This window comes from Streptomyces broussonetiae (genome assembly GCF_009796285.1).
Classification (GTDB): Bacteria; Actinomycetota; Actinomycetes; order Streptomycetales; family Streptomycetaceae; genus Streptomyces; species Streptomyces broussonetiae.
The window spans coordinates 9301194-9316479 of sequence record NZ_CP047020.1 but is presented as its reverse complement, the minus strand read 5'-3'; the positions used below and the strand labels follow the sequence as shown (position 1 = coordinate 9316479).

11 protein-coding genes and 1 pseudogene are annotated in these 15286 nt (G+C 66.9%); 6 read left to right on the top strand and 6 right to left on the bottom strand.

Translation table 11 applies throughout. From position 1 onward, the window contains the following. The first annotated feature begins 495 nt into the window (after positions 1–495). Positions 496–1020, top strand: a complete 525-nt coding sequence (locus tag GQF42_RS42515) for an AAA family ATPase (protein ID WP_158928986.1) — start codon at positions 496–498, stop codon at positions 1018–1020. Positions 1021–1235: 215 nt separating this feature from the next. Beyond that, positions 1236–1925: a DUF4232 domain-containing protein gene (locus tag GQF42_RS42510; RefSeq protein ID WP_158928984.1), complete on the top strand. Its 690-nt coding sequence runs from the start codon at positions 1236–1238 to the stop codon at positions 1923–1925. 606 nt (positions 1926–2531) lie between these two features. Here the strand turns inward: GQF42_RS42510 and GQF42_RS42505 are convergent. The 3 genes from GQF42_RS42505 to GQF42_RS42495 are packed head-to-tail and all read right to left on the bottom strand — an operon-like array spanning position 2532 to position 6308. Then, complete coding sequence (locus tag GQF42_RS42505) at positions 2532–3212, bottom strand: hypothetical protein (RefSeq protein ID WP_158928982.1); 681 nt, start codon at positions 3210–3212, stop codon at positions 2532–2534. A 40-nt stretch (positions 3213–3252) separates the two neighbouring features. Further along, a complete protein-coding gene (locus tag GQF42_RS42500; protein WP_158928980.1) occupies positions 3253–4815 on the bottom strand; it encodes a hypothetical protein in 1563 nt (520 codons plus the stop codon). A gap of 29 nt (positions 4816–4844) precedes the next feature. After that, positions 4845–6308, bottom strand: coding sequence for a hypothetical protein (locus GQF42_RS42495; protein ID WP_158928979.1), 1464 nt, complete (start codon positions 6306–6308; stop codon positions 4845–4847). A gap of 1612 nt (positions 6309–7920) precedes the next feature. On the opposite strand from GQF42_RS42495, the gene GQF42_RS42490 reads away from it, so the two are divergent. Together GQF42_RS42490 and GQF42_RS42485 are read left to right on the top strand one after the other, a co-directional pair. Further along, positions 7921–8697 (top strand): DsbA family protein, encoded by a 777-nt coding sequence (locus tag GQF42_RS42490; RefSeq protein ID WP_233273686.1) that lies wholly within the window; start codon positions 7921–7923, stop codon positions 8695–8697. Between the two features lie 1100 nt (positions 8698–9797). After that, positions 9798–10505, top strand: coding sequence for a hypothetical protein (locus tag GQF42_RS42485; protein WP_158928977.1), 708 nt, complete (start codon positions 9798–9800; stop codon positions 10503–10505). 198 nt (positions 10506–10703) lie between these two features. Here GQF42_RS42485 and GQF42_RS45230 read toward each other — a convergent pair whose 3' ends face one another. Then, positions 10704–10979 carry a GyrI-like domain-containing protein gene (locus GQF42_RS45230; RefSeq protein ID WP_199272989.1) on the bottom strand — a complete coding sequence of 92 codons (276 nt, stop codon included), beginning with the start codon at positions 10977–10979 and terminating at the stop codon, positions 10704–10706. Positions 10980–11138: 159 nt separating this feature from the next. Here GQF42_RS45230 and GQF42_RS45225 point away from each other — a divergent pair, with 159 nt between their 5' ends. After that, positions 11139–11873 carry a hypothetical protein gene (locus GQF42_RS45225; protein ID WP_199272988.1) on the top strand — a complete coding sequence of 245 codons (735 nt, stop codon included), beginning with the start codon at positions 11139–11141 and terminating at the stop codon, positions 11871–11873. 169 nt (positions 11874–12042) lie between these two features. Here the strand turns inward: GQF42_RS45225 and GQF42_RS42470 are convergent, their stop codons facing one another. Next, complete coding sequence (locus tag GQF42_RS42470) at positions 12043–13056, bottom strand: YncE family protein (RefSeq protein ID WP_158928973.1); 1014 nt, start codon at positions 13054–13056, stop codon at positions 12043–12045. 428 nt (positions 13057–13484) lie between these two features. On the opposite strand from GQF42_RS42470, the gene GQF42_RS42465 reads away from it, so the two are divergent. After that, positions 13485–14771 (top strand): alpha/beta hydrolase family protein, encoded by a 1287-nt coding sequence (locus GQF42_RS42465; protein WP_158928971.1) that lies wholly within the window; start codon positions 13485–13487, stop codon positions 14769–14771. Positions 14772–14902: 131 nt separating this feature from the next. Here GQF42_RS42465 and GQF42_RS47885 read toward each other — a convergent pair. Further along, positions 14903–15280, bottom strand: a pseudogene (locus tag GQF42_RS47885) (DAPG hydrolase family protein). Positions 15281–15286: the final 6 nt, after the last annotated feature.

Below are 15286 nucleotides of genomic sequence, written 5' to 3'. Positions count from 1 at the left end.
CCCCCCTGGAAACGGTCAGCCGCCGAAACGGCGCAGGCCAGTCGGACCATTCTCGGTCAGCGAGCTGCGCGCGTTCAACTGCCGTTCTGGCCTGCAGGAAAAGCAAGCGGGCCCGCGCGTAAACGTCCGACGGCATGAGAGCACTGGCCTTGTCCGAGCACGGCCCGGCGAGTGTCCTTGAGGTCATCTGCCGCCGTCCGCCGCGCGCGGCCCCGCACCAATGCGTGAGGGGACCGGCCATCGCCGTACTCGCCGCCGTCCCCGCGGACCCCGAGACGTACGGGCAGGGGTGGCGACGCGTCGTACGCGACGATGGAACGCCGCAGGGCGGCCCCGGGCGTGGCGGAGGCCGCCCTGCGGTGTTGGAACTGTGCCTACTGCCCCGCCGGTCCAGTACTGAGTCTGAGCACCATAGTTGTCACCGCCACGCCGAAGCCGTACCGGATCTCTGATGTGCCTGCTGCGGCGGCCCGCTCGACGCTAGCGTCGAGTCCCATGATCGTATGGCTCAACGGCACCCATGGCGCAGGCAAGACGACGACCAGTGTGCACGTGCAGCAACTGATCCTGGGTTCACGGGTGTTCGACGCCGAGAAGGTCGGCGAGACACTCATGGACATCACACCGGGGCTGCCCGCTACGGACAACTTCCAGCACTGGCCGCCATGGCGGTCGCTCGTGGTCGAGACCGCCCGCCGCGTACTTGACTACACCGGCGGCACTCTGGTGATTCCCATGACTGTCCTGGTCGAACAGTACTGGCGCGAGATCAGCTCGGGCCTTGCCCAGCATGCCATTCCGGTCCGGCACTTCGTCCTCCATGCCGACCAGGACACCCTCCGCGCGCGCATCGCGGGCGACACCGTGCTTGGCCCCAACTCCCCCTTCCGTCTCCGCTACCTCAAGCCGTACGCCGAGGCGGCCCGCACGTGGCTGCACGCCGAGGCGGAGGTCGTCGACACCACGCGCCTCACACCCGCCCAGACCGCCCTGCAGATCGCAGAAGCCGTCAGAAATTGAGACGACCTGCCGACGTCAATCCCCGCAGGTGACGAGAAGCCTGCCTGCCCATGTGGACCACCAGCTGAGTGAAACGCGCAAGCGATGGCAGCCGGGCGACCGTGAGGTCAATACGCCGGTGACAGAACGAAGACATCGCGGGGAACCGCCTGTAACTGACTGCGAGATACAAATACTTCCGACCACACGCAGCGCGCCACTTCTGGGGGAACACCGTGAAGTCCACTCGCATCACCGCTCTCGCCGCCATCGGCGTCGCCGTCACCCTCTCGCTCACCGCCTGTGGCAATGACAACTCCGGGAAGGACTCGTCCTCCAAGGGCTCCTCGACGTCGTCCTCCTCCTCGCCCTCGTCTTCTTCGCCTTCGGACGGTGGCTCGAAGTCGGAGGGCGGCTCGGGTTCCGGAGGTTCGGGGGCCGGTAAAGCGAAGCCGGGCTCCGGTAAGGACACCGAGGCCGGCGCCGGCACCGCGAACGGCACGACGAAGACCGGCGGCAAGCTCACGTTCTGCAAGACGGAGGACCTTGCCATCGACGCCAGGAACGCCTCGCCCGACAAGGACTCCGGCAGGATCGACATCACCATGATCAACAGGGGTTCGACCACCTGCTCGGCGACGGGGTTCGCGGGTGTCGACATCAAGGACGCCGACCACACGTCGAGCCCCATCGAGCGCGGCCACGCCCAGCCGCGCATCACCATGCTGAAGCCCGGCGACACCGCTGTCTTCGACCTCGCCTACCACATCGACCACAGCGGCAACAGCCTCGCGTCCCCGACCGACATCCTGGTGACACCCCCGAACGAGACCCACACCGTGAGCCTGCGGTGGCCCGCGGGCGCGGGGGCGATCAAGGGCGCCTACACCGACGTCGAGGTCTACCCGACGCACACGACCGAGTAGGGGTGGTGACCACGGTCGACCCCGGCGGCTGGGGGCACGGCGGCCGGCGTCGCGCACGTACATCCCGCCGAGGCCTTCGGCCCCGATACCGCGGAGTTGCTGTTCGCTGGCGTCGGCCTGCTGGGCGTCGAACAGGCTCCGAACATGAACTCCTACGCGACCCAGCAGTAGACGCGCTGGTTGTGGAGCTGGGCGCTGTTGACGAGGGTAGCCAGATCACCCACGATCGCATCGGAGTCAGGACCAGCGCACCGAAAACCGCGATGACCGAGGTGACCAGGTTCTGAGTATGTCTCATTGCGCTGACAACGAAGGTGTCCACGAGCATCGCGAACACCAGGACCGCGAACACAATCGTCAAGCCGCGAAGCACCCTGACAGGCGTAAAACCTCGACAAGCTTTTTCCCGAAGCTCGGACAGCTTTTTTCCAGGCTTGGACAGGGGGCTCTGCGGCTCGGAGGGTTCTTCGGAGATCGGGACTTCTTCTTTGGAGCCTTGGCTGATTCCTGCGACGGACTTGAGCTTGCGGAGCATAGTCGAAATCACCTCCCCTCACTGACGGGTCAGTGAATCACCAAGGCCGGCAAAAGGATCCGTCGGAAACCTCAGGACGCCAGGTCGTCTGTCTCCAGATACACCTCCGCGAGTACTTGGACACCCAACGTGTCTGGCACGCTGCTCGGGCCGTCCCTGACAGCGGCGGTGATCTGCTCGCCCGGCGCGAGCCGCTTCTCGAATCCGTTCTCCCGGCCTGGCAGGCCCAGCGTGAGAGCCCGATCCGGCGGGAGTACTGGGCTCTCGGCTCCGCTGAGCTGTGCCGTCAGCAGGTGGTCGAAGTCGGGCGGAGTGGTGATCCGGTGGGCCAGGAAGAGGTCTGGCCCTTGCCCGAAGAGCAAGTAGCGCAGCTCCGGCAGCTCGGCCGCGTGCGGCTCGAGGTGTTGGAAGTCCAGCGTCCGCAGAACCTCGACGCCGACCTGGCCTCGAGGATCGCCCCCGCGCTCGAAGTGCCCGAAGAACAGCTCGGCCGTCAATGCAGACAGGGCCGGACGGCCGTTACGGTCTGGTTTCAGGCCGTCGATCCCGAACGGTTCGGGGCGCAGGGTGCACAGCGCGGCGGTGCCGAAGTGGGCCCGAAGGTCCTGGTACTGGCCGAGGGCGGGACCGATCTGGACGATGACCTGGTAATTGTGCGGATCCGTGAACATGGGCATGTGGCTGGCGCAGACGGTCTGTGCCCCCAGCAGGACCATGCCATGGACGCCCACATCGGTGTGCGGCATCTGCATCGCTGCGTGCTTTCCTTCCGTGTGGGTCACTTCTGTGCTGTCACCAGGACAGAGCCGGGTCGGGGTCGGGGCTCTTCGGGAGACGCCGGCAGACGAACGCAGCCAGGTAGACGTCCCCTGGTGCCGTGGTGTTGTGCATGTCCGTCGGCGGGCCCCACTTGTAGGTCACCCAGCGGATCAGCATGTTGTAGCCGTACTTGACGACCAGTACCTTCGTGAAGTTGCCCTCCGAGGTCTCCACCGCGAAGACGTCCCCGTCGACCAGCCGGTTGGTCGGGTCCGGATTCCCGGGGATCGGATCGGTGCCGTAGCTGAGTGATACGAGCTGGTCGAGGCCGATGCTGTCGAAGTCGGTGACGCCCAGGTTGGTGATCCTGGCCCGTTTGCCTGGTGTCATCTGGGCTGAGGTCGCGGTGAGCTGTTCCCACCAGATGTCCCCGTCGAACAGGTCGCTGACCGAGGCTCCGGTGTCGAGGTCGATGATCCAGGTGCCCTTCAGTACGGTGTCCCCCGAGGAGACGACCGTGGGCCCGGGGCTGCGCCGGGTGATGTCGATGTTGCGTGCCAGGGCGACGGACTCCACATATGTGGTGCACCGTCCCTGTGGCGGGTCGCCACCGTCGCTCAGTGGCAGGGTGCCCTCGGGAGGCTTCCAGGCCCTCGAGCCGAATAGCTCCATAGCCGGGTCCAGCCAGGGTCGCAGGAGAGAGACCACGCAGTAGTCGAAGGACAGTGCCTGGACTGCAGTGTCGACCGTTCCGCCCAGTGCCGCGGTCACCTCCGCAGGTGCCTGCGCGACCAAGGATTCCAACACGTCCCGTGGCAGTACCGCGCGTGGCCATGGGGTATCGAGCGCGCCGGCCGGTGCGTAGAACGTGGGCGCGAAGCGCTCGCCGTTCGGCGCGGTGGTGAACTGGTCGGGCAGATTGGGATCGAAGGTGTCCCGGTGCCGTTTCCAGATCGCCGACGGAGACTTCGCCGAGAGATCGGAGATGAGCCGTAGGGCATCCTCGACCTGGTTCTTGTGGCCGGTAGTCTGCCAGGTGGCCAGGGCGTCGTCGCGTACCTGCCGCAGTTTGGGCTCGTCGACCTGTGTCCAGTGGTCCCGCACCGCCGGATCCGCTGACATGCTCGCGGTCTGCTGCGCCTGACGGTACTCGACATCTGCCTGGAGCCAGGCCTGCCGCGCAGCCTGATAGTCGCGCAGCGCAGCCGACGGAGTGGAGCTGCCGTTCGCTGCGGTGTCGTACAGGTATCCCGACGCGGTGCCGCAGCGCTGTTTCTCGTCCGGAGTCAGGCTGTCGTGCGCCAGGCCGGCGCCCAGGACTTCGCCGTAGATGTCCCACAGGTGGGGGCTGTCGGCGAGCGGGGACCATATGGCATGCGTGGGGACGCGGTTGAACAGCTCGGAGAGTTCGGCCAGCGCGTTCTCCCCGGCTGCGTCGAGCTGCCCGCCCAGCCGCAGCCGGCTGTCCTGATACACCACGGGGGTGACGGGGACGGCGACCATGTGGTCGGTATCGGTGAGCAGCTGCCGCAACCTGATGCCGAGGCCGAGCATGGTTACCGTGTCGAGAGGGGCCGCCAATGCACCGTCGTTCATGAGCTCGGGCCTTTGCGGTAAATGAGCGGTCAGACAAGCTGGTCCTGGCTGATGCCGTCCAGCAGGTTCGGCGTCTTGCCGAGCAAGTGGTTGACGAAGCCGATGATCTGCATCCCGGGGACGCTGATGGTCGCTCCATCACTCTCCGAGTGGAAATGATCACCGGACTCGGCATGGCTGTAGCTGCCATTGAGCGTGAACGGTCCCCAGCCGACACTGGCGTTGACGCTCGTGGAATTGGAGTAGGAGCTGAATGCCTGGGCGAACTGGGCGGAATGGATCGTGAGATCCTTGATGAACAGGGCCTGGAGTGGGTACCCGATGAACCTGCCCTTGGGCGGGCTTCCGCCATCCGACGGCATATCGTCGTAATTCCAGCCCTCGCCCTTGCGCAGGTCCCAGCCCCGGTTTTCCAGAAATTCCGGAAAGAACCATGGCCGCACGATCTGGACTTGGGTCATGTCGAACGACAGCGTGAAGTCGTCGAGCTGAAAGCTTTCCGAGTACTGTGACGATGTTTCAGTGACGCCCGCACTGGCGCTCCACAGCCCCCAGTTGACTCCGCCACCAGCCGACCAGGAGGTGGTCTGTCCCTCGTGTGAGGAATCGATCATTTGGTGATACATGGAGTATCCGGTCCAGCCCTCCGCCGAGGCGAAGTCACCGGGCACCACGGTGGTTGAGAAAAAGCGCTCCCCTGGCGTGAGAGCATTGACGATGGCGTCGTTGTACATCTGTTCCAGGTGCTGCTTCCACAGCAGCATCGACTTTTCTGTCACCTGGTTGATGTACGCATTGATCTCATCCACGTCGTTGCGATAGCCGTTGGACGTCCAGTCGTCCATGGCGGCACTCAGCTGCATCTGGTAGAGCTGCGCGTTGTTGGCCCAGTCCGCCACGGCTGCCTTGCCCGCCTCTCCAACGGCCGCCTCCGCGGCGATGCGCTTGTTGTTGTAGTTGAGGGCGGCTGCGATGTACGCCTGCATGCCGGCCTTGTATGCCTTGAGCATGGGGCTGTCTTCGGTGACCTGCTTCTCCTCGTCGGTGACGATGTCCTTCACCGTTCGGGTCACCCGCAGTAGGCCGCGGAACTTTTCCAGTTTCTGCTTCTGTTCGTCGGTCAGCTCGTCATTGACGACCTTGGAGAACTTCAGGATCTGTCCGTAAATCTCGCTCAGCCGTGCACCACTTGCATTGCGCCACACTCCTTCCTGACGGTCGGTGGAGTAGGCAGCCGTCGCGTCAGGAATGAAGTCGATCAGCGACGCGAAGTTGAACGCCTGCTGGAGCAGGACCTTGTCCTCCTCCGCAGTGGCACCGGTACCAATTCCCTGCGCCGCGAAGGTGAAGTCCGCTGGCTGGTACGGCAACCCCGGTGTGCACCACGTGATGAAGGCGTCTTTGGCAGGCGGCACATTCGCGTCGCCCCCCGCGAGAACGTTGTACATCTGGTCGTGGAATAGGCGACCAAGGTCGCCCAGCTGGTAAGCCATGTCTTTCCTTCCACTGCGCACCATGGCGAAGCGGCTCGAACCTCGGTCTGGGTTCCGTCCCGGCACCGCCAGCTGCGCATCAGACAAGCCGACGGCTCATGGAGGCAAGGTCGGTGGGGGGGAGCTGTGATGGAGCGAGACGTCCGGTCAAAGCCCCGGGGACCCAACCGGCTTGTGACGAACGGTACTCAAGGGATCCCTGCAACCTACTCGGCAGGACAGTTTCCGCGGTGTGCGAATATTTGTGGCATCTCAGTCATGGTGACGATCTCGCTACACCGACAACACTAGTCACCCGCTCACGGATGGACAAATGTAGAATGTGCAACCTGAAAACGACTGTCAACTAATTTACGATTCAGTTTCCACCGGCTTGCCTTCGTGCATGGTTGGCCGTATCCCGGTGCCTGCACGGCTCTCGGACTGGCCGGAGGGACCCGGGCCGCATGAGCCGATCGTGGCGGAATATCGGGTCACTGGGGCTATGGCCCGCTGTGGCCGGAGAAATCCGCGCTGGGGTGGGGCCGTTGTGGGCGGTCCTTCATGCCCGCTCCATGCCCGGCTCGTGTAATGCGTCGTGCTGTCGCTGGGTGAGTTTGTCCTGCCGGCTCTTACTGTTGGACAAGAACACCCCGAGTCTCACCTCGGCGCCGTCCTCAAGCCGCTCTGCATGGCTTCTTCTTCGGCCTCGGCACGGACCCGGCAGCCGGCAGCACACGTCGATACCTGGGCGACGCCGTCAAGCCGATCGCGCTCGGCCGGGTTTCCAGGCGCCGCGAGTTCGATCACCTCGCTGGGCGCCCACAGGGTGCCGCGGCGTCTGCTGGGCGCGACGAACCTCTGCGGCAGCCCGCCGGACGGCCTCGGCCGCCGCGCGCTGCCGCCGCGATGTACGTCCTCGCTGCACCATGGATGCTGCACCATGGATCATGCCCCCTTGAGACCTCCGTCACCGCGAGCTGTCACACCGCAGGTAGCCGTACCGCCCAAGCCGCCGCAGCCCACGAACATGACATCCACCAGCCTCACGCCGACATGAGTGCGGAAGTTTTGCCGTGGTATGCCCCGGCCCAACGTGCCTGACGCTGCGCTGTTGGGCTTTGCCGAGCAGTGGTCAGACGTGCTGTGCAGCGAGTTGGGATTCATCGCGAACTGGGGGCACCGGCACAGCACATGCAGGCGCCGTCGTGCTGGATCGGGCTGCCCTACCCACGCAGAGCGCCGCGACCGAGACGGCCTGTGCCCTGTTCGATACGGTGGCGCGGCCTGCGTGCCCTCGGTCGAGCCTGGGTGGCCCCTTCTGGGGCATGGCGCGATCTTGCTCTCCTCTCACCAGAGCACGACATGCCGCCGACGTGATCAGCGGGAGAGGCCCGGCACGAGGCGGACATGCATGAACCGGCGTGTGGGCCAGGCGGTGCCGGGACCAGGCTTGGAGACCGGCCACGACACCAGCGCTACCCCTGGCGCGCGTGAGACCCGCGGCCGGAATGCTGTCACGCGGGAAGGGGTGAGCCGCTGCTCACGGCGAGTTGCGCAGGATGGAAGCACCCCACCACTGCCGCGCTGCAGCGGATGCCTTACCCTCCTCCTCCATGACTAAAAGGGGGGCATGATGCGGTTGAAGCGTGGGAGAAGACGGCTGACGGCAGCCGTGTTGACAGGTGTCCTCGGTGCGGCAGTGGTGAGCTGCGGGCCTCGGAACCCGGCCGCGGCGGCCACCCCGGGCAGGGCCGGTGGCGAACACCAAAGCCCGGCCAAGGCCGACTACGCAGGGTTGGCTGACGTGCCTGAGCAGGTGGAGCCGGACGGCACCAGTATCTTGGTGGGCGACCCGCAGGCGCTGACGACCGTGCACCTCTACGAGGATCCGCGCTGCCCGTACTGCAAGGAATTCGAAACCACCGGCGGCGGCCCGGTCCTGACCCAGTATGTGCTGCGACGCAAGGTCAAGGTCGAGTACACGATGGCGTCGTTCCTGGATGGACGACTGGGAGGAAACGGGTCGAAGAAGGCGGTCAACGCGCTGCGAGCGGCGGTGGAGGAGCGCAAGTTCGCCGAATACCACACAGTCCTCTACCAGAGCCAACCGCCGGAGGAGGTGGACGGCTTCACCGACGCACGCCTGCTGCAACTGGCGAGCAAGGTGAAGGGGCTGCGGAGCCCGTCCTTCGACACGGCGGTGAAGTCCATGAAATACCAGGCCTTCGTGGATTCCACCGAGAAGGTGTTCTCTGCCGCTGGTCACTACAACGGGCACGCCGGGCCGGGCACGCCTACTGCCGAGGTGGACGGGTACCGGATCCCCGTCGAGTACAGCGGGCTCCTCTACAAGGGGGACCTCTTCGACAGGTACCTGGCACGGGTGACCCGTCGTGCGGCGACGTGAGTAGCGACCTGCCGGGGTTTCGCGTCCCAGCCCGACCATGACCCAGTCGGCCGTGCCCTTCCCCGCACCGCCGTGATCGCCTGTTCTTGGGCTTCCTGCGATGACGTCGCTCTCACTCCTGCGGAAGCCCGACCGACACCCACGGCCGAGGGAGCTGCTGAAGCCGGCTTCCACCGGTTCCCCGGCACCGGTGCCGGGATGGTCGTCACCGGCACGCAGATGTACGCCGCCACGACCAGATGGGTGTACCGCTCGATCGAGTCGAGCCCGCCACACCGCGCCCGCATCGCGGGCCGCGCGCCGTGCCGCCCGCTCGGCGCGATGCTGTAAGCGGGGCGGTGCTCAACGGCCCCGGCATGCCGCGCGGATGGCGGTGAGGTGGTCTGGAGAAGGGCCCGCAGCCGGAGTTCGGTTGGCGTGCTCTGCGTCGGTCGGAGAAAGCCATACGCACGGTTCGGTGATCTCGACGTGGTACCTGCGATAGTCGTCGGCCGGCCGGGGCAGCGGGACGGTACAGGTGCCGGCCGTGCGCGGTGGCCCGCCGCAGCGGGCGATCGGCCATGGCGAGGGTGCCGTAGTGGTCGAGGAACATCGCCACCCGTGCACACCGCGAGCAGTGCTCGTAGCGCGGAGGAGAGAAGCGCGGGTGGGACGAAGTGGACGTGTCCGAACCCGGCCACGGTACGGACGCGACGCCACGAACCCCATCGACGTCGGGCAGTTGCGGATATGTCAGGCAATGTGGAACGGAGCCGACACCGCCCGCTCCTCATTCGTCGCGTTTGCTGTCCGACGACGTCAGCAACCGTGAACGCAGTCGACGGCCTACGACGCAATCGCCCCGGTGCCACCACCATGTCCGCTCCTCCAGGCACTGCCGCGCCCCCTTACAGGACGCTGGTCAGGAGCCGTGACAGGCAGCAGCACTGTTCCGTGTCGGAGGTTGCCCGGCGTCTTGTTACCGACTGCGGACAGACCCGGGTGAACGACGCCGGTCTCGTTGCCATCTTATGGAGTGCAGCGAAACAGTCGATGCGGCCGGTCGCTCTGCGGGAGCAGGGGGAGGCGCCGCGTCCTGGCAGTCCATGGGGGCTTTCATCATGACCACGCACCGTGCTCGCTGTACCGCCCGTTCCGTCGGCCTGGTGGCCGTCGCCGCGGCGGCGGCACTCTCGCTGGCCGCCTGCCAGAGCGGGGGCAAGGACGCCGTCGGCTCGGAGAAGAAGGCCTCCGCCTCCGCCGCCTCCTTCACCGGTGACGGTGGTGGCCTCGGCAGGGCCAAGGCAGGCAAAGACAAGGCCAAGACCAGCGGGGGCAGGGCCCGGAGCGGGATGCGGACGCAGACGACCGCCGCGCACCGCAGCACCACTTCTGCCGCCAGGCCCAAGGCGGCATCCCCTGTGCGCACCCAGACCCTGCCCGACGGCAGCAAGGCCGAGATTTACAAGCTCGGTTCGCAGCACTACCTGCTCAAGATTGTCCACCGCGGTGATGTCCTGGGCACGGTGGAGGCGAACCGCCAGGACGCCGGGCTCGACGCCAACGACATGTTCATCGTGCTCACGCAGGACGGCCGGGTCCAGGCTTGGATGGGCGGCGGACACGAGGGACCGGGCGCTTTCGAGCTCATGGGTGGCTGGACGGCCAAGGTGACCAAGGTCGGGAAGAATCACTACCGTGCGCGGATCCTCGGCGACGCCGGCGGCGTGTCCGCCACGCTGGACGCGCACGAGCACGACGCCGGTGTCGAGCTCGACCGCGTCTACCTCGTGCTCGGCGACGGCGGCGTGATCAGCGCCCACGTGTAGCCGCGGAACCCGGCATCGCGGTGAGCCCGCCTCCGTCGGTTCCACCGCGGTGACCGAAGCACTCAGCCCGGGCCGGGTCCAAAAGTTGATCTTGTGATGGGCCGGGGTGGGGCAGGTCAACCTGTCACCCAAACCTGCGGCAGACCCCACAGGGCTGTCTATGACAGCATCTGCGTGTCGGCGGGCGGGATCGTCGTGCTATCCGCGGTGGCCGACGCCGGTGCGGAAGACCGGCCAGCAGACCTCGGTCCGCCACCGTGCGCTGTCCAAGGTGTCGCACTGGCCGACCAGGTAGTACTCGCGGACCGGGCCGTCGACGGCGAGCGCGTGGCGCGCGACGTAGGCAGCCAGTGTGCCGTAGGCGCGGTCGACCTCGGAAGGCGGCCCGCAGTGCTCGATCACCGCGGGTTCCACCGCCGGCACCAGCAGCGGTGCGACCCGGCCGACCGGCCGGACGGGGCCGTCGCAGGGCACGAAGACCGTGGCCTGCCCCGGTGGAGGGTGAACAACTCGTCCGAGTACACGCCGCCGGCATGGCCGGTCTCCCGCAGCCGCTGACCCGCCACAGTCGCGAACAGCTCGCCGACGACGCCCTGGATCCAGGTTCCGACCTCCTGGGCTCCGACCGTCGCCGTGACCGCCGCGGCCTGGACTGCGCCGACACTGCGCAGTTCGATCGCGGATGAGTCCCAGCAGGCGGGCGGTGACAGCAGGTCGCGCAATGCCGCTACCAGTGAACGTCACGTCCGCCGAGCCGAAGGGGGCGGCTCGCTCCCACAGCGCGTCGAACAACGCGGCGAGCGCCTGGGTCAGGGCGGACTCGCGGACCACCACTGCGGTCTCCATCATCCGGTCTGCACTGGCGGACAGGGAGAGGAGGGCACGACGGCGGTTGGCAAGGAGCAGTTTGACAGGGATGTCCGGCAGGACGCGGATGCGCTCGCCCGCTTGCGTCAGGCGCTGGGCCTGTGCGTAGCCCCCGGGTGCGGCAAGGACATCGGCGGCGTGCACGGCCCGGCAAGTGACACCGCGGCCGAGCACGGCAAGCATGGGATCGAGACTGTCGTCACCGGGGTCGAGGAACGGCGGCCCGACGAGGACGAGCTGTTCCTGCTCGGTGGCTGCGAGCAGGTCGGCCACGTGCGCTGCGATGGCGGGGGCTCCGTGCACGGTCTCGGTGAGGCGGCGGGTGTCGTCGCGGAGCAGGGTCTCGCGGAATTCGTCCGCGAGTTGGTCGGCGGCTTGTTGGAGGCGGTCGAGATCGGTGCGGCGGCTGCGGATGAGGGCGCCGAGGCCGACACGAGGGTCGACGGGTACATGGCCGCCGCCGGACCGGAGCGGCGAGTTCGACGGCGCAGAGCCGGGTGAGGGCGTCGTGAACAGTGGGCTCGGGCAAGCCGGTCATCTCGGCGTAGGCGGCGGTGCCAGGGAAGTCGCGCGGTAGACGCGCTCCGCGGCTCCGTCGAGGCCAACCGGCTCCCACATGGCTTGTAGTGTGCCGATCCGACCTTAGCCGACCCGGCGGGAGGTCACGACGTCACGAAGTGCGTCCCAATGCAAGGCCGTTGGGATGAACGAGGCCGTCGCCGAAGGTACCGGTGACCTCACCGGAACCGGCGTCAAGGGCGGACACGGAACCGGTGGACTGGTACTGGGCGAGGTAGACCGCCTTGCCGTCCATCGACACTGCGAGATCACCGAACGACGGTGTGACGGCGAACTGCCGGGCTTTGAGGGTGCGGGTGTTGATGGCAGCGAGGCCGCTGCGAGTGTCGGAGACGTAGAGCGTGCGGTCATCGGGGCTGAGCGCGAGATCCAGTGGTCGGCCGCCGACCGGGACCTTTCTCGGCGCCTGGGCAGGATGGGCGGTGTTGTAGACGTCGACGGTGCCGCCGTAGTAGTCAGTGGCGTAGAGCTGCTTGCCGTCGGGGCTCAGCCGCACGCGACGGGCTGACGGGCCGCCCGCGGAGAAAACAGCGTGCTGAGCGCCGGTTCTGGTGTCGAGGGCGAGCACTTCGTGCCTGGAGTAGACGCCGACGTATACGGTCCTGCCGTCGGGGCTCACGGCGGCGCCCTCCGCGGGACCGGGGAGTGTGACCGTCTTGACGAGCCGTTTTGCAGCGGTGTCCACGACGGCCAGTTGCTGGGCGACCATCGAGGTGACGTATGCGTACTTCTGGTCGCCACTCAGGGCTACGTAGTCGGCGTCGATGCCGAGTGGCACGGCGGTGGTCATCTTCCTGGCGGAGGTGTCGACGACCCCGAGGGTGCCGTTGTGGAAGTTCGCGACGTAGGCGGTGCGGCCATTGCGGGTGAGGGCGATGGACCATGGCTCGGCTTCGGCACCGACGCCGATACGGGCGGTCTCCTTACCGGTGGACGGATCGATGGCGATCAGGTGGCTCTGGCCGTCACCGCTGTCGGTGGCATCGGAGGTCCACAGGGTGCCAACCGACGGTCGCAGCAGGGAGGTTGTGTTGGCATGGGCGGTGGTGGCTGCCGCGGCGACGAGCGCGAGGGCGGCGAGCGCGGCCTGGACTGTGCGGGTCATACGGCGTGCCATTTCCGGACCTCCGGGTGGGAAGCGATGGGCGCCGGTGCGTTCCTGCGGCCACCGGAACGTTAGGCGTCCACGAGGGCGGTGTCGACGGCTCAGGGGCCGTGCGACGGCACTTTTCCGGCCGGTTCCGGACGCCGGCCGAACCCGGCCAGAACAGGATGTGGGGCAGCCTGTGGCGTGGTACGAGCCGGCTTCCCTGTCGTTGCTCAGTGGATCTGCGCAGTGCTGCGCGCCCTCTCTGCGGTATCACGCAGCCACCCCCCTCTTGCCAATCTCCGTGGTGGGGCCAGCCCCACCTCAGATTGTCGTGGCAGCGGGATGGCTCGCGCGGCGGGGTGATCGAGAGGATCGAGGTATCGCAGTCCACGATCAATGCGGGCTGTGGAGCATCGTGACCTGACATGTGAAGGTGAGTTCTGATGCGGAAGACCGCTGCCATGTCGTGCCTGACCGCCTTGTCCCTCGTCGCGCTTGCCGCGTTCGCTTCAGGAGCGAGCGCCGCTGCCGGTGACGCGAAGCCGACGATGCCGATGAAGTCGACGCAGCCGACGAAGGCCACGAAGGCGATGAAGGTGACAAGGTCCGCGCCGTCTGCGGTGACGCCTCAACTGCCGCGGCCTACCGGGCCGTACCAGATCGGGGCCGTGAACCTGCATCTGATCGATTCAACGCGTCCTGATCCGTACAACCCGCCGCAGACGTACCGCGAACTCATGGTCAGCGTCGTCTACCCGGCCCGGCATGCCGCGAGGTACCAAAGGGCGCCGCTGATGACGTCGGGGGCCAGCGCGGGCTTCAACGCCCTGGCAGGCGTCTACAACTACAGCGTCCCCAAGGGGACCACGATCAACTACTCAGCCATCAAGACCTTTGAGCGCATGGAAGCGCCGGCGGCTTCCGGAAGGTTCCCGGTGGTGCTGTATTCGCCGGGATTGGGGGACGTGCGGTCGTGGGACTCGGTGCTCGTCGACCAGCTGGCGAGCGAGGGACACGTCGTGGTGACCATCGACCCGACGTACGAGACCTCCGGGGTCGAGTTCCCCGACGGCCGGGTCGCGTCGAGCCGGCTCCTCCAGCTGTACGCGCAGGCGGTCGCGGACGGGACGCAGACCAAGTTCCTTGAGACGGTTGTGCTTGGCACCAGGGTCGAGGACACGAAGTTCGTGCTCGACTCGCTGAAGCAGCTCGCCGACGGCCAGGACCCCGACGCCGAGCACGCGCCGCTGCCGACCGGACTCGGGTCGGCACTGGACATCGGCCGGGTCGGCATGTTCGGTCACTCGGGCGGCGGGTTCACCACGCTCGAGGCCATGTACGAGGACCCACGGATCAAGGCGGGGATCAACATGGACGGGACACTCGAGTACACCTTTGGCGCGCCGACGGACACGAACTTCTCACCCGTCGCTCAGCACGGACTGAGCAAGCCCTTCCTGATCCTCTCCAGCGACTCCACGGACGCGTGCACGGCTGCCGCCGACCCGTCGTGCGCCGCGGTGCTGGCGCACAGCACCGGCCGGCACGCCGCCATCACGCTGCCGGGGACGCGGCACGGCTCCCTCACCGACGCCGAGGTGCTGATGCCGCAGCTGAGCAGGGTGATGACGCCCGAGGAGATCGCCTCGGACACCGGTACCGCGCCGACGTCCGACGTCATGGCCGAGGAGGAGTCGCTCGTATCCGGGTTCTTCGACACGAACCTGTGATGCCGCGACACTTCAGCGCCGGCGCCGGATCTCAGGAGAAGGATCGACGCCGCCGCCTGATCCGCAAGAAGCTGCTCGCACTGACCCGGACCAGCCGAAGCCGGACATGACGTCGGGCATGACGGGACCCATCACTCGAAACCGTCGGCCGTGGTACGGACGAGGTGGAGCGTGACGCCGTTGTTGATGCTGAGCTTGCCGCACGCGTGGGCGCTGATCTCGGACTGGGCGAAGCGGCTGGTGTCGAAGCCCAGTTCGCAGGAGTGGAGGAACTGCACGGTGAGTTCCGAGCGCAGGGGGCCGATGCACTCGATGATGTCGTGGGTGTTGCCGATGTAGCGATCGACGTCAGCTACACCGGGCCGGGTGAGGACATCCTGGTCGCGGGGGATCGCCTACTGGTGGTTGTAGGGGTACCACAGTGAGTAGCGCTCGGGCTCGACGGAATGCCACCAGAACCACCAGGTGAACATCTCCGGCGTGCAGCCGGGGCCGGGTCGGCGGCGCAGCCGGGT

Coding starts and splice junctions, on each gene's coding strand:
- GQF42_RS42500 (WP_158928980.1), bottom strand. CDS start 4,815: ATGAACGACGGTGCATTGGCGGCCCCTCTCGACACGGTAACCATGCTC.
- GQF42_RS42495 (WP_158928979.1), bottom strand. CDS start 6,308: ATGGCTTACCAGCTGGGCGACCTTGGTCGCCTATTCCACGACCAGATG.
- GQF42_RS42485 (WP_158928977.1), top strand. CDS start 9,798: ATGACCACGCACCGTGCTCGCTGTACCGCCCGTTCCGTCGGCCTGGTG.
- GQF42_RS42515 (WP_158928986.1), top strand. CDS start 496: ATGATCGTATGGCTCAACGGCACCCATGGCGCAGGCAAGACGACGACC.
- GQF42_RS42465 (WP_158928971.1), top strand. CDS start 13,485: ATGCGGAAGACCGCTGCCATGTCGTGCCTGACCGCCTTGTCCCTCGTC.
- GQF42_RS42490 (WP_233273686.1), top strand. CDS start 7,921: ATGATGCGGTTGAAGCGTGGGAGAAGACGGCTGACGGCAGCCGTGTTG.
- GQF42_RS42505 (WP_158928982.1), bottom strand. CDS start 3,212: ATGCAGATGCCGCACACCGATGTGGGCGTCCATGGCATGGTCCTGCTG.
- GQF42_RS42470 (WP_158928973.1), bottom strand. CDS start 13,056: ATGACCCGCACAGTCCAGGCCGCGCTCGCCGCCCTCGCGCTCGTCGCC.